This window comes from Streptomyces sp. MS06 (assembly GCF_047200655.1).
GTDB lineage: Bacteria > Actinomycetota > Actinomycetes > Streptomycetales > Streptomycetaceae > Streptomyces.
Genome location: NZ_JBJZOJ010000094.1, coordinates 1 through 19,591 on the forward strand (window position 1 = coordinate 1; position 19,591 = coordinate 19,591).

Sequence of the window (19,591 nt, forward strand, 5' to 3'; positions counted from 1 at the left end):
TGGTGGGGAAACCGGGGGGGGGGGGAGGGGGGGGGTGGGGGGGGGGTTGCCTCCCCCCCCCCCCCGCGCCACCTCCCCAGCATGCCCCGGCGCAGCCGGCGGGGTGCCGGTCGGCCGGTGGGCCGGTGGGCCGGTCAGTACGACTTGGGCAGGCCCAGGGTCTGGTGGGAGACGTAGTTGAGGATCATCTCCCGGCTGACCGGGGCGATACGGGCCACCCGGGAGGCGGTGATGAGCGAGGCCAGGCCGAACTCGCGGGTGAGGCCGTTGCCGCCGAGGGTGTGCACGGACTGGTCGACGGCGCGCACGCAGGCCTCGCCCGCCGCGTACTTGGCCATGTTGGCGGCCTCCCCGGCACCGGTGTCGTCCCCGCGGTCGTAGAGGTGGGCCGCCTTCTGCATCATCAGGCGGGCCAGTTCGAGGTCGATGTGCGCCTGGGCGAGCGGGTGGGCGATGGCCTGGTGGGCGCCGATGGGGCTGCTCCACACGGTGCGGTCGCGGGCGTACTCGACGGCGCGGGACAGCGCGTAGCGGCCCATGCCGACCGCGAAGGCGGCGGTCATGATGCGCTCGGGGTTGAGTCCGGCGAACAGTTGCAGCAGGCCGGCGTCCTCCGCCTCGCCGACGAGCGCGGACGGGGGCAGCCGGACGTCGTCCAGCACGAGTTCGAACTGCTTCTCGGCTGCCTTGAGTTCCATGTCGATGGGGCGGCGGGTGAAGCCGTCCGCGTCGCGCGGGACGATGAACAGGCAGGGCTTGAGCCGGCCGGTGCGGGCGTCCTCGGTGCGGCCCACGATGAGGGTGGCGTCGGCGATGTCCACGCCGGAGACGAAGACCTTGCGGCCGGTGAGTATCCAGTCGCCGCCCGTCTCGCGGCGGGCGGTGGTGGTGATGCGGTGGCTGTTGGAGCCCGCGTCGGGTTCGGTGATGCCGAAGGCCATGGTGCGGGAGCCGTCGGCGAGGCCGGGCAGCCAGGCCCGCCGCTGCTCCTCGGTGCCGAAGCGGGCGATGACGGTGCCGCAGATCGCCGGGGACACCACCAGCATCAGCAGCGGGCAGCCGGCGGCGCCGAGTTCCTCCAGGACGATGGCGAGTTCGGTGATGCCGCCGCCCCCGCCGCCGTGCTCCTCGGGCAGGTTGACGCCGAGGTAGCCGAGCTTTCCGGCCTCCTGCCACAGTTCGGTGGGGTGGCGGCCCTCCTCGACGGTGCGGGTGAGGTAGTCGCGGCCGTAGCGGGTGCCGAGGGCGGACACCGCGGCGCGCAGGGCGCGGTGCTCTTCGGTTTCGATGAGGGTGCTCATGGTTTCCCTTCCTCCACGACGGCCAGCAGCGCACCGACGTCGACTTGCTGTCCTGGGGCCACCGGAAGGGCCGTCAGGGTTCCGGTGGCCGGTGCCGCAATGCGGTGTTGCATCTTCATCGCCTCGAGCCAGAGGAGCGGTTCGCCGGCGCGGACGTGCGCCCCGGCGGCCAGGCCCTCGGCGATCCGGACGACGGTCCCCGGCATGGGGGCCAGCAGGGAGCCGGGGGCCTGCTGGTCCGCCGGGTCGGGGAAGCGGGGCAGGGCGGTGAGCGCGGTGGCGTTGACGTGGATCCGGTCGCCGTACCGGGCGACGGTGAACCCGCGCTGCACGCCGTCCACTTCGAGGACCACCGTCCCCGGGTCGGCGTGCACGACCCGGACCCCGTCGGCGTCGAGGCCGTGCCGGGTGTGCCGGTAGCGGACCTCGTGCTCCTCCCCGGCCATGGCGTACCGCTTCACCTGCGGCTGCGAGGGCAGGTTGCGCCAGCCTCCGAAACGGGAGCGGCCGCAGGCGTCGGCGAGTGCGGCGGCCAGCGGGGCGTGCGGGTCGGGCGCGGGCCGGGCCAGTTCGGCGAGGTGGCGGTCGTAGAAGCCGGTGTCCGTCCGGCCCTCGGTGAACTCGGGGTGCCGCAGGGAGCGGACGAGCAGGTCGCGGTTGGTGACGGGGCCGTGCACGGCCGCCCGTTCCAGGGCGCCGGCGAGCCTGCGGACCGCTTCGGCGCGGGTGGGCGCGTGGGCGATCACCTTGGCGAGCATCGGGTCGTAGTGGACGCCGATGGTGTCGCCGCCGGTGTATCCGGTGTCCAGGCGGACCCCGTCGGGCACGTCCAGCCGGTGCAGGGTGCCGGTCTGCGGGGCCCAGTCGCGGGCCGGGTCCTCGGCGTACAGGCGGGCCTCGACGGCGTGTCCGCGCGGCCGGGGCGGTTCGGCGGGCAGGGCGCGGCCCTCGGCGACGCGGATCTGCTCGGCGACCAGGTCGATGCCGAACACCGCCTCGGTGACGGGGTGTTCGACCTGGAGGCGGGTGTTCATCTCCAGGAAGTGCGGACGGCCGTCGGCGACGAGGAACTCGACGGTGCCGGCGCCGGCGTAGGAGACGGCGCGCGCGGCGCGCGCGGCCAGCGCGTGCAGCTCCGCGGTGAGCTGCGCGGACAGTCCGGGCGCCGGCGCCTCCTCGATCACCTTCTGGTGGCGCCGCTGGAGGGAGCAGTCGCGGGTGCCGAGCACCCACACCGTGCCGTGCGTGTCGGCGAGCACCTGCACCTCGACGTGGCGGCCCCGTTCGACGTACGGCTCGACGAAGACCTCCCCGTCGCCGAAGGCGCTCGCGGCCTCGGCGCGCGCACCGTCCAGCGCGGCGCCGAGATCCTCCAGTCGGCGCACGATCCGCATGCCGCGCCCTCCGCCGCCGGCGGCCGCCTTCACCAGCACGGGAAGGTCGGCCTCGGTGACGTCCTGCAGCGTCTCGACGCCCATCAGCCGCTTGGCCCGGGTCTTGGACGCCATCGCCTCGATCGCCTCCGGCGGCGGCCCGACCCACACCAGTCCGGCGTCCAGCACGGCGCGCGCGAAGTCGGCGTTCTCGGAGAGGAATCCGTAACCGGGGTGGACGGCGTCCACGCCTGCGGCGAGGGCCGCCTTCACGATCAGGTCGCCGCGCAGGTAGGTGTCGGCGGGCGTCGACCCGGGCAGCCGCACCGCCTCCTCGGCCAGGCGGGTGTGCAGCGCGTCCCGGTCGGCGTCGGCGTGCACGGCGACGGTCCGGATGCCGAGCTCCCGGCAGGTGCGGAAGACGCGGCAGGCGATCTCGCCCCGGTTGGCGACGAGCAGGGAAGCAATCACGAAGGACCCCTCACATCCGGAAGACGCCGAAGCCGCCGCGCACGCCCCGGTAGGGCGCGGTGTGGACGGCGGACAGGCACAGGCCGAGGACGGTGCGGGTGTCGCGCGGGTCGATGACGCCGTCGTCGTACAGCCGCCCGGACAGGAACATCGGCAGCGACTCGGACTCGATCTGCTGCTCCACCATGGCGCGCAGCGCCGCGTCCGCCTCCTCGTCGTAGGGCCGGCCCTTGGCCGCCGCGGACTGCCGGGCCACGATGGACAGCACGCCGGCGAGCTGCTGCGGGCCCATCACCGCCGACTTGGCGCTCGGCCAGGCGAACAGGAACCGCGGGTCGTAGGCCCGCCCGCACATGCCGTAGTGGCCGGCGCCGTAGGAGGCGCCGATCAGCACCGACAGGTGCGGCACCCGCGAGTTGCTCACCGCGTTGATCATCATCGCGCCGTGCTTGACGATGCCGCCCTGCTCGTACTCCCGGCCGACCATGTAGCCGGTGGTGTTGTGCAGGAACAGCAGCGGGATGTCGCGCTGGTTGGCGAGCTGGATGAACTGGGCGGCCTTCTGCGACTCCTCGCTGAACAGCACGCCCCGCGCGTTGGCGAGGATGCCGACCGGCCAGCCGTGCAGCGCCGCCCAGCCGGTCACCAGGCTGCTCCCGTACAGCGGTTTGAACTCGTCGAAGTCGGAGCCGTCGACGAGCCGGGCGACGACCTCCCGCGGGTCGAACGGGGTCCGCAGGTCGCCGGGGACGATCCCGAGGAGTTCCTCCGGGTCGTACTTCGGCGGCTCGGCCGGGCCGGGATCGGGATGTGCCTTGCGGTGGTTCAGCCGGGCCACGACCCGGCGTGCCTGGCGCAGCGCGTCCGGCTCGTCCACGGCGAAGTGGTCGGCGAGGCCGGAGACCCGGGCGTGCATGTCGGCGCCGCCGAGCGACTCGTCGTCGCTCTCCTCCCCGGTGGCCATCTTCACCAGCGGCGGCCCGCCGAGGAACACCTTCGCCCGCTCCTTGACCATGATCACGTGGTCGGACATGCCGGGGATGTAGGCGCCGCCCGCCGTGGAGTTGCCGAACACGACCGCGATGGTCGGGATGCCCGCGGCGGACAGCCGGGTCAGGTCCCGGAAGACGGCACCGCCCGGAATGAAGATCTCCTTCTGGGAGGGCAGGTCGGCGCCGCCGGACTCCACCAGGCTGATGCAGGGCAGCCGGTTGGCGAGGGCGATGTCGTCGGCGCGCAGCGCCTTCCTCAGGCCCCAGGGGTTGGTGGCGCCGCCGCGCACGGTCGGGTCGTTGGCGGTGATCAGGCACTCCACGCCCTCGACCACCCCGATGCCGGTGACCAGGGAGGCGCCGACGGTGTGGTCGCTGCCCCAGCCGGCCAGCGGCGACAGCTCCAGGAACGGCGTGTCGGGGTCGAGGAGCAGCTCGATGCGCTCCCGGGCGAGCAGCTTGCCGCGCCCGCGGTGCCGGGCCACGTACTTCTCCCCGCCGCCGGCGAGCGCCTTGGCGTGCTCGGCGTCCAGCTCCTCCAGCTTGGCGAGCATGGCCTCGCGGTTCGCCCGGTGGTCCGGGGAGGCCGGGTCCACGGCCGAGTTCAGGACGGTCACAGCAGGGCCTCCGGGATCTCCAGGTGGCGGGAGCGCAGCCATTCGCCGAGCGCCTTGGCCTGCGGGTCGAAGCGGTGCCGGTCGGCGACGCCCGCGCCGAGCAGGCCTTCGACGACGAAGTTCAGGGCGCGCAGGCGGGGCAGCACGTGCCGGGTGACGGGCAGGGCCTCGCACTCCGGGAGGAGCCGGCGCAGCCGTTCCACGGTCAGCTCGTGGACGAGCCACCGCCAGCCGTCGTCGGTGCGCGCCCACACGCCGACGTTGGCGTCCCCGCCCTTGTCGCCGCTGCGGGCGCCGGCCACCCGGCCGAGTGGCGCGCGGCGGGTGCGGCCGGGGGGCGGCGGTTCGGGCAGCGGCGGTTCGGGGGCGGCGGCGAGGGGCCGGGTGGTGCGGGCGGGCGCCACCGGGACCCGCCGGCCGTCGGGCAGCACGGCCACCTGCTCGACGGTGTCCTGCGGCACGAGGTCCGCCTCGAACACGCCGTACGGTGCGCCCTTCCCGGGCGGGGCGAGCACGTGGAAGCCGGGGTAGCTGGCCAGCGCCAGCTCCACGGCCGCACCGCTCAGCGCCCGGCCCACGGCCTGCTGGTCGGGGTCCCGGACGACGAGCCGCAGCAGTGCGCTGGCGGTCTCCTCGGTGCCGGCGTCGGCCCGGTCGGTGCGGGCCAGCTCCCAGCGCACCTCGGCCGGGCGGGTCGCGGCGCCGGCGAGGGCGTCCTCCAACTGTTCGCGGACCAGGTCCGCCTTGGCCTCGATGTCGAGGCCGGTGAGCACGAAGGCGACCTCGTTGCGGAAGCCGCCGAGCCGGTTGACGCCGACCTTGAGGTCCGGCGGCGGAGCCTCCCCGCGCACACCGTGCACCCGCACCCGGTCGGGGCCGTCCGGAGTCAGCCGTACGGTGTCCAGCCGGGCGGTGACGTCCGGGCCCGGGTAGCGGGCGCCCGCCGTCTCGTACAGCAGCTGCGCGGTCACCGTGCCGGTGTCGACGAAGCCGCCGGTGCCGGGGTGCTTGGTGATGACGCTGCTGCCGTCGGCGTGCAGTTCGGCGAGCGGGAAGCCGGGGCGGCGGACGTCGCCGTCCCGGAAGAAGGCGTAGTTGCCGCCGGTGGCCTGCGCCCCGCACTCCAGGACGTGCCCGGCGACGACGGCGCCCGCGAGCCGGTCGTACTCGTCCGGAGCCCAGCCGAAGTGCGCCGCGGCCGGACCGGTGACCAGGGCGGCGTCGGTGACCCGCCCGGTGACGACGACGTCGGCGCCGGCGTCGAGACAGGCGGCGATGCCGAAGCCGCCGAGGTAGGCGTGGGCGGCGAGGGCGTCCGGGTACCGCTCCCGGTACCGCTCGGCGAGGTCGTCGCCCTCGACGTGCGCGACGCGCACCGGCAGGCCCAGCCGCTCGGCCAGCCCGCGCACGGCGGCGGCGAGCCCGGCCGGGTTGAGTCCGCCCGCGTTGGCGACGATCCGCACCCCGCGCTCGTGGGCGAGGCCGAGGCACTCCTCGAGCTGGCGCAGGAAGGTGCGGGCGTACCCGGCGGCGGGGTCCTTCAGGCGGTCCCGGCCGAGGATCAGCATGGTCAGCTCGGCGAGGTAGTCGCCGGTGAGGACGTCCAGCTCCCCGCCGGTGAGCATCTCCCGCATCGCGTCGAGGCGGTCGCCGTAGAAACCGGAGGCGTTGCCGATCCGCAGCGTCACCGGTCCTCCCCCTTCGGCGGGCGACCCTCGCCGGGCGGGCCCGCGAAGGCCTGGGCGATGTCGAGCCAGCGGTCGGCGTCGGCGCCCTCGGCGTGCAGCGCCAGGTCGGCGCGGTTCGCGCGCTGGGTGACCAGCAGGCAGAAGTCCAGTGCGGGGCCGGTGACGCGCTGGGGGGCGTCCTCGGGACCGTAGGCCCAGGTCGCGCCCGAGGGGGCGGTCAGTTCCACGCGGAAGGGGTCGGCGGGGGCGGGCAGGCCGTGCGCGGCGTGGGCGAAGTCGCGGGTGCGGACGCCCAGCCGGGCGATGTGCCGGATCCGGTCGGTGGGGACGCGGACCACGCCGAGGGCGTCGGCCACGTCCCGGGCGTGCGCCCAGGTCTCCATCAGGCGGGCGGTGGCCATGGAGGCGGTCGCCATCGGCGGGCCGTACCAGGGGTGGCGGGCGCCCGGCGGGGCGGCCCGCAGGGCCCGGTCCAGTGCGGCGCGGCCGCGGCGCCAGCCGGTCAGCAGGTCGTCTGGCGGCAGGCGGGCGCCCTCCTCGGCGCCCTCGTCGACGAAGGTGCCGGGTGCGGCGAGGGCCTTCTCGACCAGCAGGCGGAAGGCGTCCTCGTCGGTGACGGCGAGCAGGGCCGAGCGGTCGGTCCAGGCGAGGTGGGCGATCTGGTGGGCGACGGTCCAGCCGGGCGCCGGTGTGTCGCACCTCCACTGGTCGTCGGTCAACTCGGCGACGAGACAGTCGAGTTCGTCGCTCTCCTCGCGCAGGTCGTCCAGGACGGGCGTCGGATCGGACATGCGGCGAGCATGGCAGCGGAGCAAGAAACAATCAAGCATGCTTGCATGATTTTTCGCCATCGCACGGCACCCGGCCAGGAGGCGGCGGACGGCAGACGGCAGAAGACGGGCGACGGGCGACGGGCGACGGGCGACGGGCGACGGTGGCCAGGAGACGATGGCCGGGAGACGATGGCCGGGAGACGGCAGGCGGGACCGCTCGGGAAACCGGCAGAACCCCACCGGGGGCCTGCGACCCGGCACAGCCCCACCGGCGACCGGCGGCCCGCCCCGGTCAGGACGGCACAGCCCCCACGGCGGCCGGCGGCACCGGTCGGGCCGGAGCGGCCGCACCCGCGGCGCGGGGCGCCGTCACGCCTCCGGCACCGGCGCTTTGGCGCGCCCCACCTGGGTGCGCACGGCACCCATGCTCGCCGCGACGACCAGCGCGATCGCCAGCGCCTGCGCGGCGGACAGCGCCTGCCCCAGCACCAGGAAGCCCGCCGTCGCGGCGAGGGCCGGCTCCAGGCTCATCAGGACGGCGAAGGTGGAGGCGGGCAGGCGGCGCAGCGCGAGGAGTTCCAGGGTGTAGGGCAGCACGGAGGAGAGCATCGCGACCGCGGCGCCCAGCGCGAACGTGGTCGGGACGGCGAGCTTCGCCCCCGACTCGGCGATCCCGAGCGGCATGAAGAGCACCGCGCCCACCGCCATCGCCAGCGCAAGCCCGTCCGCCTGCGGGAAGCGGCGGCCGGTACGCGCACTGAAGACGATGTACGCCGCCCACATCGCCCCGGCGCCCAGCGCGAAGGCGCAGCCCGCCGGGTCCAGACTGCCGAAGCCGCCGCGACCGAGCAGGAAGACGCCGCCGAGGGCCAGCCCCGCCCACAGCACGTTGATCGCGCGGCGGGAGGCCAGGACGGACAGGGTGAGCGGGCCCAGCACCTCCAGGGTGACCGCCGGGCCCAACGGGATGCGGTCGACCGCCTGGTAGAAGAGGCCGTTCATCGCGGCCATGGCGACCCCGAAGACGATGACGGTGCCCCAGTCGGTGCGGGAGTGCCCGCGCAGCCGGGGTCGGCAGACCACCAGCAGCACCAGGGCCGCCACCAGCAGACGCAGCGACACCACGCCCAGCGCTCCGGCGCGCGGCATCAGGGTGACCGCCAGCGCGCCGCCGAACTGGACCGAGACACCGCCGGCCAGCACCAGGCCGACGGGACCGAGGGAACCTCCCCGGCGGCTCGGCGAACCGGCCGGTGCGGCGGCGGCATCCGTCGCGGCGCCGGAGGCGGTGGTGGTGAGGGCGGCGGCGTCAGGGGAGGTCACGGGCAGTCCAGCGGCTCGACTCGGGAAAGGTTCATCATGATGCACTTGCTGGTCCAGGGTAATGGACCGAACTCGCGCCGGGAACCTGCGAGGAAACCCCGTCCCGCCGGACCCGCACTGCCTCCCAGCGTGACGCTCCTCGCCCCGCACGTCGAGGCGAATAATCCGGCGGGCGGGACTCACGGGACCGGGAGGAGGCGACCGGCCGAGGAGCTGGAGCGGACCTTGGTTACTCGCGTGACCCCGGCCGGGGAGGGGGTATGGTCCTCCGGACCATTGCGCGGGGGGAACGTTTCAACCCGGTCCGCTCCACACCACCGGCACCGCCTCACCGCAGCACCGACGACGCCGCTACCTCCCGGCCCGCCCCGGAGCGCACGGGCGCCGAACGACGCGGCCGCCGCCGGACGGCTCGGGCCCGGGGCTCAGCCGCCCGCGCCGTCCGGCTCGCCCTCCTCCTCCGCGCCGTCGCCGGCATCCCCCGCCGACCGCTCCGCCAGCCCCTCGGCCAGCACCTCCGCCAGGTGCCGCCCCCGCACGCCCGCCAGCTGCTCCAGCTGGGTCCGGCAGGAGAAGCCGTCCGCGAGGACCACCGTGCCCGGTTCCGCCGCCCGCACCGACGGCAGCAGCCGCTCCTCCGCGCAGGCCCGCGACACCTCGAAGTGGCCTTTCTCGAAACCGAAGTTGCCCGCGAGGCCGCAGCAGCCGCCGGACAGCTCGCCGGTGAGCCCGGCGGCCTCCCGCAGCCTCCGCTCGGCGGCGTCGCCGAGCACCGCGTGCTGGTGGCAGTGGGTCTGCCCGGCCACCGGGCGGTCCAGCACCGGCGGCGCCCATTCCGGGGCGTGCCGTCGCAGCACCTCGGCGAAGGTCAGCACCCGGCCGGCCAGCCGGGCGGCCCGCGGATCGTCGTGCAGCAGCTCCGGCAGATCGGTGCGCAGTGCCGCCGCGCAGCTCGGCTCCAGCACGACCACCGGCGCGGACGTGCTCAGCACCGGCTCCATCAGGTCCAGCGTGCGCCGCAGCACCGCGCGGGCCCGGTCCAGCTGGCCGGTGGACACGTACGTGAGCCCGCAGCAGACCCGGCCTCGACGCGCCGTCAGCAGTGCCGCCGCCGACCGGGTCCTGCCGTCCCCGACCGCCGCCCCGCGCGTCCGCAGCGTCGGCGGCAGCGCCACCCGGAGCCCCGCGGCCTCCAGCACCCGCACCGCCGCCCGCCCCACGGACGGCGACAGATGCTCGGTGAACGTGTCCGGCCACAGCACCACCAGCTCGCCCGCGCCGGACGCGGCCGCCCCGCGCCGCCGGCGCCACCAGCGTGTGAAGGGCTCCGGCGCCGGACGCGGCAGGTCCCGCTCGGCCGTGATCCCGCCCAGCCGCCGCACCAGGCGGGCCAGCGGGGGCACCCCGGCCAGCGCGCCGGCCAGCGGCGCGGTGCGGGTGGCGGCCACCGCGCGCAGCCACACCGGCAGCCAGCCCATCGCGTAGTGCGCGGCGGGGCGCAGCCGTCCCGCCCAGTGGTGGTGCAGGAACTCCGCCTTGTAGGCGGCCATGTCCACCTCGACGGGGCAGTCGGACCGGCATCCCTTGCAGGACAGGCACAGGTCCAGCGCGTCCCGCACCTCGGGCGACCGCCAACCGCCGGTGACCAGCTCCCCCGCCAGCATCTCGTGCAGCAGCCGCGCCCGCCCGCGGGTGGAGTGCCGCTCCTCGCCCGTCGCACGGAACGACGGGCACATCACGGCCGGGCCGTCCGCCGTCGCCGTACGGCATTTGGCGACGCCCACGCAGCGGCGCACCGCCGCCGTGAAGTCACCGCCGTCGGACGGGTATCCGAAGGCGACGTCCACCGGTTCGCGCGGCAGGACCGCGAACCGCAGGTCGGCGTCGAGCGGCGCGGGGCGGACCAGCATGCCCGGGTTGAGCAGGTCGTCGGGGTCCCAGACTCCCTTGGCCCGCTCAAACAGCGCCACCGTCCGGGCCCCGTACATCCGCGGCAGCAGTTCCGCCCGCGCCTGCCCGTCGCCGTGCTCCCCGGACAGCGAACCGCCGTGCGAGACCACCAGGTCGGCCAGCTCCTCCGAGAAGCGGCGGAAGCGGCCCACCCCCGCCCCGGTCAGCAGGTCGAAGTCGATGCGGACGTGGATGCAGCCGTCGCCGAAGTGTCCGTAGGGCGTGCCGCGCAGGCCGTGCGCCGACAGCAGCCCGCGGAAGTCGCGCAGGTAGGCGCCGAGGCGGGCGGGCGGCACCGCGCAGTCCTCCCAGCCGGGCCACGCCTCGCTGCCGTCCGGCATCCGGGTGGCCGTGCCGCTGGCGTCCTCCCGGATGCGCCACAGCGCCCGCTGCCCGGCCGGGTCGGTGACCACGGCGGCGTCCACGGCGTCCGCCGCGCGCACGACCGCCTCCGCGCGGGCCTGCGCCTCGGCCGCCGTCCCCCCGCCCGTCTCCACGAACAGCCAGGCCCCGCCGCGCGGCAGCCGCCGCGGATCGGGCACCAGGTCGGCGGCCATGCCCTCCACCGTCAGCGGGCCCGCCCCGCCGCCGCGCCCGCCGTCCGGCCCGGCGGGCCCCGGCGGCAGCAGTCCCGCCGCGGCCTCTGCGGCCGCGCTCTCGTCGGCGTACCCCAGTACCGCCAGCGCCCGCGCGGGCGGCGCCGGCACCAGCCGCACGACGGCCTCCGTCAGCACGCCCAGGGTGCCCTCGCTGCCGCAGAAGGAGCGGGCCACGTCGGCGCCGCTCTCCGGCAGCAGGGCGTCCAGCGCGTAGCCGGAGATCCGGCGGGGCAGCTCGGGGAAGCCGGTGCGCAGCCGCTCCAGTTCGCCGTCGACCAGTTCCCGCAGGCCGTCCGGCGCGCCGGCCCAGTCCCGGCCGGGCCGCAGCCGCTCCCCGCGCGCGGTGAGCACCGACAGCTCCCGCACGTTGTCCGCGGTCGTCCCCCAGGCGACGGAGTGGGAGCCGCAGGAGTTGTTGCCGATCATCCCGCCGAGGGTGCACCGGCCGTGCGTGGAGGGGTCCGGGCCGAACCGGAGGCCGTGCGGCGCGGCGGCCTCCTGGAGCCGGTCGAGGACGAGCCCCGGCTGGACCACCGCGGTACGCGCCCGCGCGTCGAGCGACAGCAGCCGGTTCATGTGCCGGGTGAAGTCCAGCACCACGCCCCGGCCCGTCGCCTGACCGGCGATCGACGTGCCCCCGCCGCGCGGCACCACCGGCGTCCCGTGGGCGCGGCAGACCTCGAGCACGGCGGCGACGTCCTCGGCGTCCCGCGGGGCGACCACCCCGAGCGGCACCCGCCGGTAGTTGGAGGCGTCCATGGTGACCAGCGCCCGGGACGTGACGTCGAAGCCCACCTCACCCCGGACGGCCGCACGCAGTTCCGACTCGAGACTCGTCATCCGTCCAGCATGCATCCGGGCACCGACAGTGACGAGCCCCCGCCCGGTCGCCGCGCGTCGCGCCCGGTCTCCCGCGCCGGCGGCCCCGGCCCGCGCCGCCCGCACCGTGCTTCCGCACAAGTCGGGGGACCGGCGGGCGTCGTCTCATCGGACGGACACGTTTCCGTCCGGTTTCGCCGAGGCGATACGCTCCGCCTCGTGGCTGAGATCCAGATTCCTGCTGACATGAAGCCCGCGGACGGTCGTTTCGGCGCGGGTCCCTCCAAGGTGCGGGTGGAGGCGCTGGACGCCCTGGCCGCCACCGGCGCGTCCCTGCTGGGCACCTCTCACCGCCAGGCCCCCGTGAAGAACCTCGTCGGGCAGGTCCGCGAGGGCGTCCGTACGCTCTTCCAGCTCCCCGACGGCTACGAGGTCGTCCTCGGCAACGGCGGCTCGACCGCGTTCTGGGACATCGCGACGCACGGCCTGATCGAGAACAAGTCGCAGCACCTCAGCTTCGGCGAGTTCAGCTCCAAGTTCGCCAAGGCCGCGAAGCTGGCGCCCTGGCTCGCCGAGCCCACCGTCATCACCGCCGACCCGGGCACCCACCCCGAGGCGAGGGCCGAGTCCGGCGTGGACGTGTACGCGTTCACCCACAACGAGACCTCCACCGGTGTCGCCATGCCGATCAGGCGGGTCGCGGGTGCCGACGAGGGCGCGCTGGTCCTGGTGGACGCCACGTCGGGCGCCGGCGGGCTGCCGGTGGACGTCGCCGAGACCGACGTGTACTACTTCGCCCCGCAGAAGTCCTTCGCCTCCGACGGCGGCCTGTGGATCGGCGTGTTCTCCCCGGCCGCGCTGGAGCGTGCCGCACGGGTCCACGCGAGCGGCCGGCACGTGCCGGAGTTCTTCTCCCTGCCGACGGCGATCGACAACTCCCGCAAGAACCAGACGTACAACACGCCCGCGCTGGCCACGCTGTTCCTGCTCGGGCAGCAGCTCGAGTGGATCAACGGGCAGGGCGGGCTGGACTGGGCCACGGCCCGCACGAAGGACTCCTCGACCCGGCTGTACCGCTGGGCGGAGGACTCCAAGTACGCCACCCCGTTCGTCGCCGAGCCGGCCGAGCGCTCCCAGGTCATCGGCACGATCGACTTCTCCGAGGAGGTCGACGCCGCCGCGGTCGCCAAGGCGCTGCGCGCCAACGGCATCGTCGACACCGAGCCGTACCGCAAGCTGGGCCGCAACCAGCTGCGCATCGCGATGTTCCCGGCGATCGACCCGGCGGACGTCGAGGCGCTCACCCGGTGCGTCGACTACGTGATCGAACGGCTCTGACCGGTAGTTCACCCTGCCGCAAGGCCCCCCGGCCCGCCCGGGGCGCCACGGCTCGACGTCGAAGGGCGTCCGGCTCCCGCGCCGGACGCCCTTCGCGTGCGTCACCTCATCCGGCCGTACCTGATCCGGCCGTACCTCATCCGGCCGTTCCGCGTCCGGCCGTACCTCATCCGGCCGTGCAGCTCAGGCTCGGCACGGCGCCGCCTCCGGGCGCCGCACCGAAGCCGAAGCTCACCGAACCACCCGCCGGCACGGTGCCGTTGTGGGCGGCGTTGACCGCGGTCACCGTCTCGCCGCTCTGCGTCCAGGTGGCGTTCCACATGTTGCCGATCTGCTGGGATCCGTCGAACGTCCAGGTCACCTGCCAGGAGGACAGCGCGGTGGTGCCGGTGTTGGTCACCTCGACGTCGGCGTTGAACCCGCTGCCCCAGTCGCTGCTCACGGTGTAGGCGGCGCTGCACGCGCTCGTGCCGCCGCCACCGCCGCCGCCGTTCCCGCCGCCACCGCCCGAGTCGCCCCCGCCGGTGCTCGGGAAGAGGGGCGCCTTGATGCTCGCCAGGTACCCGTCCTTGACGGTGTCGACGGTCGTCCAGTCGTCCTTGAGGATGCCGCCGGTGTCACCGGAGTTGGGGTTCCACGACCAGAAGGTCCACTGGAAGCCGTCGGCGCCGTCCTGCGCCGTCGGCCGGAGGTAGTCCACCAGTGCGGCGAGCCACTGCCGGTCCACGGCGGACTGCAGGGTGGTGCCGAACTCGCCCACCCACACCGGGGCGATGTCCTGCTTGAAGAGGTAGCCCCAGTACTCGTCCCAGATCCCGGGCATGTTGTCCGGGAACGACGGGTCGTCGAACCAGGGCTGCTGGGCGACGCTGGTGGCGTAGTCGTGGGCGGAGTACACGACCCGGTTCGCCACGTCGAGTTGGACCGGGTACCGGGCGGCGCCCATCAGGTTGCCGCCCCACCAGCCGGAGACGCCGTCGTAGGTCTGTACGCCCTCGACGAAGACCAGCAGGTCCGGGTTGACGGCAAGGACCGCGTCGCCGGCCCGCTGGGCGGCGAGCCGCCAGTCGCGCGAGGTGTCCCCGCAGCCCCAGCAGGCGGGGTCGTGGGGCTCGTTGTGCAGGTCGATGCCGATCATCGTGGGGTCGCCCCGGTAGCGGGCGGCCAGGGCCTTCAGGTCGGCGATCCAGGTCGACTCGGGTACGGAGTCGGTGTACCAGAGCGCGGACTGGCCGCCGGAGTCGGGCCGGTGACGGTCGAGGATGACCTTCAGGCCGTCCTGGCCCGCGTACGTCACGATCCGGTCCATGACCTGGAGCGAGTCCAGGCCCTGGAGGTTGGCGTTCTTGCCGTCGGCGAAGTTGATGCTGGCCGGCGTGGTGCCGGGCTTGAGGATGTCGTCGCTGTAGGGCAGGCGGATGGTGTTGTAGCCCAGCGACCTCATCTGGTCGATCATGCTCTTGTAGTCGCGGCTCCACAGGCCGTGGGCCACGTGGTTGCCGGTCTCGAAGCCGAACCAGTTGACGCCGGCGATGCGCACCGGCTGCCCGGCCTCGTCCAGGATCTGCCGGCCGCTGGTGTGCCAGTAGCCGGCGCCCGGATCCGCCGCGGCGGCCGTCTGCGCGCCGGCCAGCGGCAGCAGGAGTGCGGCCGCGGCGGCACACAGCGCTCTTCGTAAAGTGCGGAACATGGTGCAGCGTCCTCTCGGAGGCTCGGGCCCGGAACAGGTGGGAGCGCTCCCACGACCCGGTAGTCCATGGGAAGCCACGCCACATGAGCACGTCAAGACGTAGGACGCCGCCGATCCGGCAGCGGACGCCCGGACGGGCGGGCGGACGGCCGCGACCGCCCGCGCCCGGCCCGGCCCGGCGCCGCAGTCGGCTCAGCCCCGGCGCCGCAGCCTGCGCAGCCCGAACACGCCGGCGCAGACCACCGCCACGGCGATCACGCCGTTACGCAGGCCGCCGCCGGTACCGCTGCCGCCGCTCTCTCCCGCCGCGGGTGCGCTCTCCCGCCCGCCGGTCCTGCCGCTCCCGGCGCCCGCCGCCCCGGGAGCGTCCTCCGCGACCACCTCGCTGCCGGCGCCCTCGCTGCCGTACAGCAGCTTCGTCCCGTCGACGGAGTAGGTGACGGACTCGCCCTGACGCTGCAGCGGCACGTTCAGCCGCTGCACCTTCTTGATCTTCCCGCCGTTCCAGTCGTAGAGGATCCCGCCGAAGTAGCCGCGCACCGCGAGCCGGTCGCCGTCCGGGGAGAACGCGGCGTCGGTGGCCCACAGGTCGACCGGAGCGACCGGCTTGAAGACGTTGGTGCCGGAGGTGGAGAGCCGGGCGGGCCCCTCGTAGAGGTGTCCGCCGTCCTGGTTCTTGTCGATGATGTAGACGCGGCCGGTCCGGGGGTGGACGACGAGGGACTCGGCGTCCCGGGGCCCGTCGGAGTACTTCACCACGTACTGCGTGGCACGGACCGTGCGGTCCTCGAGCTGCCGGGGCTCCGGAAGCTCGTAGAGCCACACGTGGGACCACTTGCCGCCGAGGTTGTCGCCGATGTCGCCGACCCAGATCCGGTTGCCCGGCCCGATGGAGATCGCCTCCACGTCGCGCGGTGAGCCGATGCCGGTGAGGGTGAGCCGGGCGACGGTCCGGCCGCTGGCGCTGTCCACGGCGTACAGGTACGGCCCGTCGTCGCTGTCGTTGTGCGTCCAGTAGATGCCGGGGTGCAGCCGGGAGGCGGCGAGCCCGCTGGACTCGGTGATGCGGGGGTCCCGCAGGGTGAACCCCGCGTCCCCGCCGCCGGCGGAGGCGGGTGCGGCGGCCGCGCCCACGAGGAGGGCCGCGGCGAGGAGGGCGAACGGTCGGCGCATGCCCCAAGCCTGCCATCCCCGCCGGGTGTTCACGCCGCGTGGCAGGCCTCACACCGCGCGCCGGATCCCGGACCCGCCGTGATCCCGCATGATGAGCGCATGCTCAGGTTCATGCCCGTCGGCGATTCGACGACGATCGGCAGCGCGGGCGACCACACGTGGCGCCACCGCCTGTGGCGGCATCTGCGCGCCACCCACGACGGCCCCTTCGCGCTCGTGGGCCCGCGCGAGGCGCTGTACGACAAGGAGGCGGAGGCGCCGGTGTCGTACGCCTACGCCGAACCGGACTTCCCGCGCGGCCACCTGGCCGGCTGGGGTGAGGGCTGGCTGCACATGGCGCCGCTGGTCGGCGAGGCCGTGCGCGAGTGCCGCGCCGACGTCCTGCTGGTCTCCCTGGGGCTGATAGACCTCGGCTTCTACACGGACGCCGGGCAGACCGCGGAGAACGCGCGGTGCTTCGTGGCGGCCGCCAGGGCGGCGAACCCCCGGGTCCGGATGGTGCTGCTGCCCGTCGTGCCCAACATCCGGGCCGAACTGGACGCGCCGTTCGCGGCGCAGGTGGACCTGTTCAACGAGCTGCTGGCGAAGACGGTGGCGGACCTCGACGAACCCAGGTCCCCGCTCCTGCTCGCCTCTCCCCCGCCGGCGTACGACATCCACGCCGACACGTACGACGGCACCCACCCCAACGCGAGCGGCGAGCACAAGCTCGCGGCGGCGTTCGCGGGGGCGCTGCACCAGGCCTGGGGCGTGGGCGAGGAGTACACGTACGCGGTCTGAGCCGCGAGTCGGCCCCCGGGCGCCGCCGGTTCCCGGGGGGCGCTGAGGGGACCGGATTCCCCGGCCGCCCCGGCTCCCGGGACCGGGGGGCGCCGCCCCGTCGTCAACGGGAGGGGACGGGCGTCCGTCCTCCTCCGGGTGGTGTGTGCCCGGAAAAGTGCAACAGTCCACCGGAAACTGCTGCACTTTCCCGAGCCCCCACCCCCCGACCTCCAAGCCCCACGAGGCCCCCGGCCCTCGCACCCCACACCCCGCACCCCGCACCCCGCACCCCGCACCCCGCACCCCGCACCCCGCACCGGCACCCTCGCGGCAGCCCACCATCCCGCGCCGCCTCCGCGGCGGGCCGCGCACCCCGCCGCACGGCTTTGCCCGTTCTTTGCAACGCGTGCCCCGGCTGCCTCGTCTCTCCGCTCGATCCGTCGCCCAGCCCGGTCACAGACCGGGACGACCTGATGAGAGAGAGCAACCCGATGCGTGACGCGATGCGCCGAACCGTCCTCAGCACCCTGCTGCTCGCCTGCGGCGCCGTCCTCGCGAGCCCCGCCACCGCACTCGCCGACGACACGCCCGCCAGCCCGGTGCCCAGCCCCGCCCCCGTCTCGGGCACGCCCGCCCCCGCGCCGACCCGCGCCGCCGGCCACGCGGGCACCGCGCCCTCCCCGGTCCCCTCGGTGCCCGGCGGGCGGGCCCGGGGCCAGGTATCCGTCGTGCCGCGCGGCGCCGCCGACACCGGAGTGCCGGCGGCCTCCCCGGCGTCCGGGTACACGGGCGAACTGATCGGCGGGGGCGCCGCCGCGGCGTTCGCCGCGGGTGGCGTGACCGTCCTCGTCGTACGCCGCCGGCGGGCGACGGCGGCATGACGGTCCCGCTGTCCCGGCGGGCGTTCACCGCGGCGGCCCTGGCCGCGCTGCTCACCGGCTGCGCGGGGCACGCCGCAGAACCACCGGCCCCGGCCGCTCACCGCCCCGGCGGCGAGCAGGCCCGGGGGAACCCCGAGGACGCGGGGAGCACCCCGCCGCCGTCACCCACCCGGGCCCCCGCCCGCGGGGCCACCGCCCTCGGCCGGTCGGCTCCGGTGGCGCTGCGGATCCCGGCCATCGGCGTCGACACCCCGCTCGTCCGGCTGGGACTGGCCGCGGACGGCAGCGTGCAGGTGCCCCGGGTCACGGCGCACGACCGGGCGGGCTGGTACCGGTACTCGCCGACCCCCGGCGAGGTGGGACCGTCGGTCCTGCTCGGCCACGTCACGGTCGGCACCCACGGCGACGGCGTCTTCCGCCACCTCGCGCGCCTGCGGCGCGGCGATCGCGTCGCGGTGCGCCGCGAGGACGGCACCACGGCCCGTTTCGCGGTCACCGCCGTACGCACCACCGCCAAGGCCGACTTCCCGACGCACGACGTCTACGGCGACGTGGACCGCCCGGAACTGCGCCTGATCACCTGCGGCGGCCCGAGAACCGGCGGCGGGTACCGCGACAACGTGATCGTGTTCGCCGTGCTGAACACCGTGCCGAACAGCGGCACGGCACCCTGACCCCGGCTGCGCCGGGCCCGCGGAACGCGAGCCCGGCAAGCAGCCCCCGAGCGTCCCCGCGACGGCATCACGACCCTGGAGAGCGTTGAAACGGTCCCGCGAGACGGCAGCGTCGGAACTCTTCGCCGCCCTCTACCCGCGCCTGGCCGGCTGGTGCCGCCGCCTCGTCGACGACGACGAGACGGCCCACGAGATCGCCTCGGAGGCGTTCACCCGCCTCTGGGCCCGCTGGAGCCGCGTGGAGGAGCCGCGCGGCTTCCTCTACGTCACCGCGGCCAACCTGGTCCGCGACCACTGGCGCGGACTCGAGCGCGAACGCCGGGCGATGCGCCGGGCCAGGACCGAGGCCGCCCTCGACTCGCGCACCGAGCCGGCGGACCCCTCGGTACGGCTGCTGGTCCAGTCGCTGCCGGAGCGACTCCGCGTCCCGATCCTCCTCCACTACTACGCTGACATGCCGATCCGGGAGGTGTCCGCGCTGACCGGTCGCAAGGAGGGAACCGTCAAGGCCGACCTGCACGCGGCCCGCGAACTGCTCCGCGTCCACCTGAGGAGAAGCCTTGACCACTCGCTTTGACGACGACCCCGACGCCTGCGGACCGGAGCCGGACGACCCCCTCGCGGTGATCCTGCGCCCCGCCCCCGGCCACCTCGCCCCGCCCCCCGGGCACTACCGGGCGATCCGCCGCGCCGCGTCCCGCCGCAGGCTGCTGCGCACCACGGTCGGTGCCGGGGCCACCTGCGCGGTCGCGCTGCTCGTCGCCGTACCGCTGTACCTGGCGGGACCCGCGCAGCCGAACTCCCCCGCACCGCCGCTGGCGCCCCCGCCCGCGACCGGCGGCCCCGCGGCACCCGCCGCCACGCCGACCGCCACCCCCTCGCCGTCACCCTCGGCAGCGGAACGGGAGCGCCCTTCCCCCAGGCCTTCCGTGCCTCCCCGCCGCTCCGCGGACCCCGGCCGCTCCACCGACCCGCGCAGCCCATCGGCCCCCGGTCCCTCCACGGACCCCCGGGCCACCGCCACCCCCGCCGCCGGGCGGGACGCGGCGGCCGCCCCCTCACCCGTGGACCGCACCGCCACCGGAGCGACCACCCGCGCCGACCCGGCCCCCTCCGGCTCCTGAGCCCCGCCCCCGCTCCTCCCCCCCTCCGGACGGCTCCCGGCTC

The 19,591-nt window shown here is 75.2% G+C and carries 15 protein-coding genes; 6 read left to right on the forward strand and 9 right to left on the reverse strand.

The genetic code is table 11. The features are described 5' to 3' along the window. Positions 1–134: 134 nt before the first annotated feature. From ACL02U_RS31385 to ACL02U_RS31415, 7 genes are all read right to left on the reverse strand, one after another. A complete protein-coding gene (locus ACL02U_RS31385; protein ID WP_412794392.1) occupies positions 135–1,301 on the reverse strand; it encodes an acyl-CoA dehydrogenase family protein in 1,167 nt (388 codons plus the stop codon). Beyond that, a complete protein-coding gene (locus ACL02U_RS31390) occupies positions 1,298–3,145 on the reverse strand; it encodes a biotin carboxylase N-terminal domain-containing protein (RefSeq protein ID WP_412794393.1) in 1,848 nt (615 codons plus the stop codon). The genes ACL02U_RS31385 and ACL02U_RS31390 overlap by 4 nt, the downstream gene beginning before the upstream one ends. A 10-nt stretch (positions 3,146–3,155) precedes the next feature. Next, positions 3,156–4,754 (reverse strand): acyl-CoA carboxylase subunit beta, encoded by a 1,599-nt coding sequence (locus ACL02U_RS31395; protein ID WP_412794394.1) that lies wholly within the window; start codon positions 4,752–4,754, stop codon positions 3,156–3,158. Beyond that, positions 4,751–6,442 (reverse strand): acyclic terpene utilization AtuA family protein, encoded by a 1,692-nt coding sequence (locus ACL02U_RS31400; RefSeq protein WP_412794395.1) that lies wholly within the window; start codon positions 6,440–6,442, stop codon positions 4,751–4,753. Before ACL02U_RS31400 ends, ACL02U_RS31395 begins: the two co-directional genes overlap by 4 nt. After that, a complete protein-coding gene (locus tag ACL02U_RS31405; protein WP_412794396.1) occupies positions 6,439–7,233 on the reverse strand; it encodes a TIGR03084 family metal-binding protein in 795 nt (264 codons plus the stop codon). Before ACL02U_RS31405 ends, ACL02U_RS31400 begins: the two co-directional genes overlap by 4 nt. A gap of 351 nt (positions 7,234–7,584) precedes the next feature. Then, positions 7,585–8,538 (reverse strand): EamA family transporter, encoded by a 954-nt coding sequence (locus tag ACL02U_RS31410; RefSeq protein ID WP_412794397.1) that lies wholly within the window; start codon positions 8,536–8,538, stop codon positions 7,585–7,587. Positions 8,539–8,963: 425 nt separating this feature from the next. After that, the gene (locus ACL02U_RS31415; RefSeq protein WP_412794398.1) at positions 8,964–11,927 is read right to left on the reverse strand and encodes an FAD-binding and (Fe-S)-binding domain-containing protein; all 2,964 of its coding nucleotides are present in this window, start codon (positions 11,925–11,927) and stop codon (positions 8,964–8,966) included. A gap of 198 nt (positions 11,928–12,125) precedes the next feature. On the opposite strand from ACL02U_RS31415, the gene serC reads away from it, so the two are divergent. After that, positions 12,126–13,244, forward strand: coding sequence for a phosphoserine transaminase (serC, locus tag ACL02U_RS31420; protein WP_412794399.1), 1,119 nt, complete (start codon positions 12,126–12,128; stop codon positions 13,242–13,244). 166 nt (positions 13,245–13,410) lie between these two features. Here the strand turns inward: serC and ACL02U_RS31425 are convergent, their stop codons facing one another. Next, positions 13,411–14,934 (reverse strand): cellulase family glycosylhydrolase, encoded by a 1,524-nt coding sequence (locus tag ACL02U_RS31425; RefSeq protein WP_412794400.1) that lies wholly within the window; start codon positions 14,932–14,934, stop codon positions 13,411–13,413. A 192-nt stretch (positions 14,935–15,126) separates the two neighbouring features. Further along, a complete protein-coding gene (locus tag ACL02U_RS31430; RefSeq protein ID WP_412794401.1) occupies positions 15,127–16,107 on the reverse strand; it encodes a WD40 repeat domain-containing protein in 981 nt (326 codons plus the stop codon). A 99-nt stretch (positions 16,108–16,206) separates the two neighbouring features. On the opposite strand from ACL02U_RS31430, the gene ACL02U_RS31435 reads away from it, so the two are divergent. The 5 genes from ACL02U_RS31435 (at position 16,207) to ACL02U_RS31455 (ending at position 19,548) form a co-directional block, all read left to right on the forward strand. Further along, positions 16,207–16,887: a GDSL-type esterase/lipase family protein gene (locus tag ACL02U_RS31435; RefSeq protein WP_412794402.1), complete on the forward strand. Its 681-nt coding sequence runs from the start codon at positions 16,207–16,209 to the stop codon at positions 16,885–16,887. Positions 16,888–17,372: 485 nt separating this feature from the next. Further along, the gene (locus ACL02U_RS31440) at positions 17,373–17,750 is read left to right on the forward strand and encodes a sortase-dependent protein (RefSeq protein WP_412794406.1); all 378 of its coding nucleotides are present in this window, start codon (positions 17,373–17,375) and stop codon (positions 17,748–17,750) included. After that, complete coding sequence (locus tag ACL02U_RS31445; RefSeq protein ID WP_412794403.1) at positions 17,747–18,424, forward strand: class F sortase; 678 nt, start codon at positions 17,747–17,749, stop codon at positions 18,422–18,424. The genes ACL02U_RS31440 and ACL02U_RS31445 overlap by 4 nt, the downstream gene beginning before the upstream one ends. An 85-nt stretch (positions 18,425–18,509) precedes the next feature. Beyond that, on the forward strand, positions 18,510–19,001 hold the full coding sequence (locus ACL02U_RS31450) for an RNA polymerase sigma factor (RefSeq protein WP_412794404.1): 492 nt from the start codon (positions 18,510–18,512) through the stop codon (positions 18,999–19,001). Further along, on the forward strand, positions 18,985–19,548 hold the full coding sequence (locus ACL02U_RS31455) for a hypothetical protein (protein ID WP_412794405.1): 564 nt from the start codon (positions 18,985–18,987) through the stop codon (positions 19,546–19,548). The genes ACL02U_RS31450 and ACL02U_RS31455 overlap by 17 nt, the downstream gene beginning before the upstream one ends. Positions 19,549–19,591 lie beyond the last annotated feature (43 nt).

Coding starts and splice junctions, on each gene's coding strand:
- ACL02U_RS31385 (WP_412794392.1), bottom strand. CDS start 1,301: ATGAGCACCCTCATCGAAACCGAAGAGCACCGCGCCCTGCGCGCCGCG.
- ACL02U_RS31405 (WP_412794396.1), bottom strand. CDS start 7,233: ATGTCCGATCCGACGCCCGTCCTGGACGACCTGCGCGAGGAGAGCGAC.
- ACL02U_RS31415 (WP_412794398.1), bottom strand. CDS start 11,927: ATGACGAGTCTCGAGTCGGAACTGCGTGCGGCCGTCCGGGGTGAGGTG.
- ACL02U_RS31425 (WP_412794400.1), bottom strand. CDS start 14,934: ATGTTCCGCACTTTACGAAGAGCGCTGTGTGCCGCCGCGGCCGCACTC.
- ACL02U_RS31430 (WP_412794401.1), bottom strand. CDS start 16,107: ATGCGCCGACCGTTCGCCCTCCTCGCCGCGGCCCTCCTCGTGGGCGCG.
- ACL02U_RS31435 (WP_412794402.1), top strand. CDS start 16,207: ATGCTCAGGTTCATGCCCGTCGGCGATTCGACGACGATCGGCAGCGCG.
- ACL02U_RS31440 (WP_412794406.1), top strand. CDS start 17,373: ATGCGCCGAACCGTCCTCAGCACCCTGCTGCTCGCCTGCGGCGCCGTC.
- ACL02U_RS31445 (WP_412794403.1), top strand. CDS start 17,747: ATGACGGTCCCGCTGTCCCGGCGGGCGTTCACCGCGGCGGCCCTGGCC.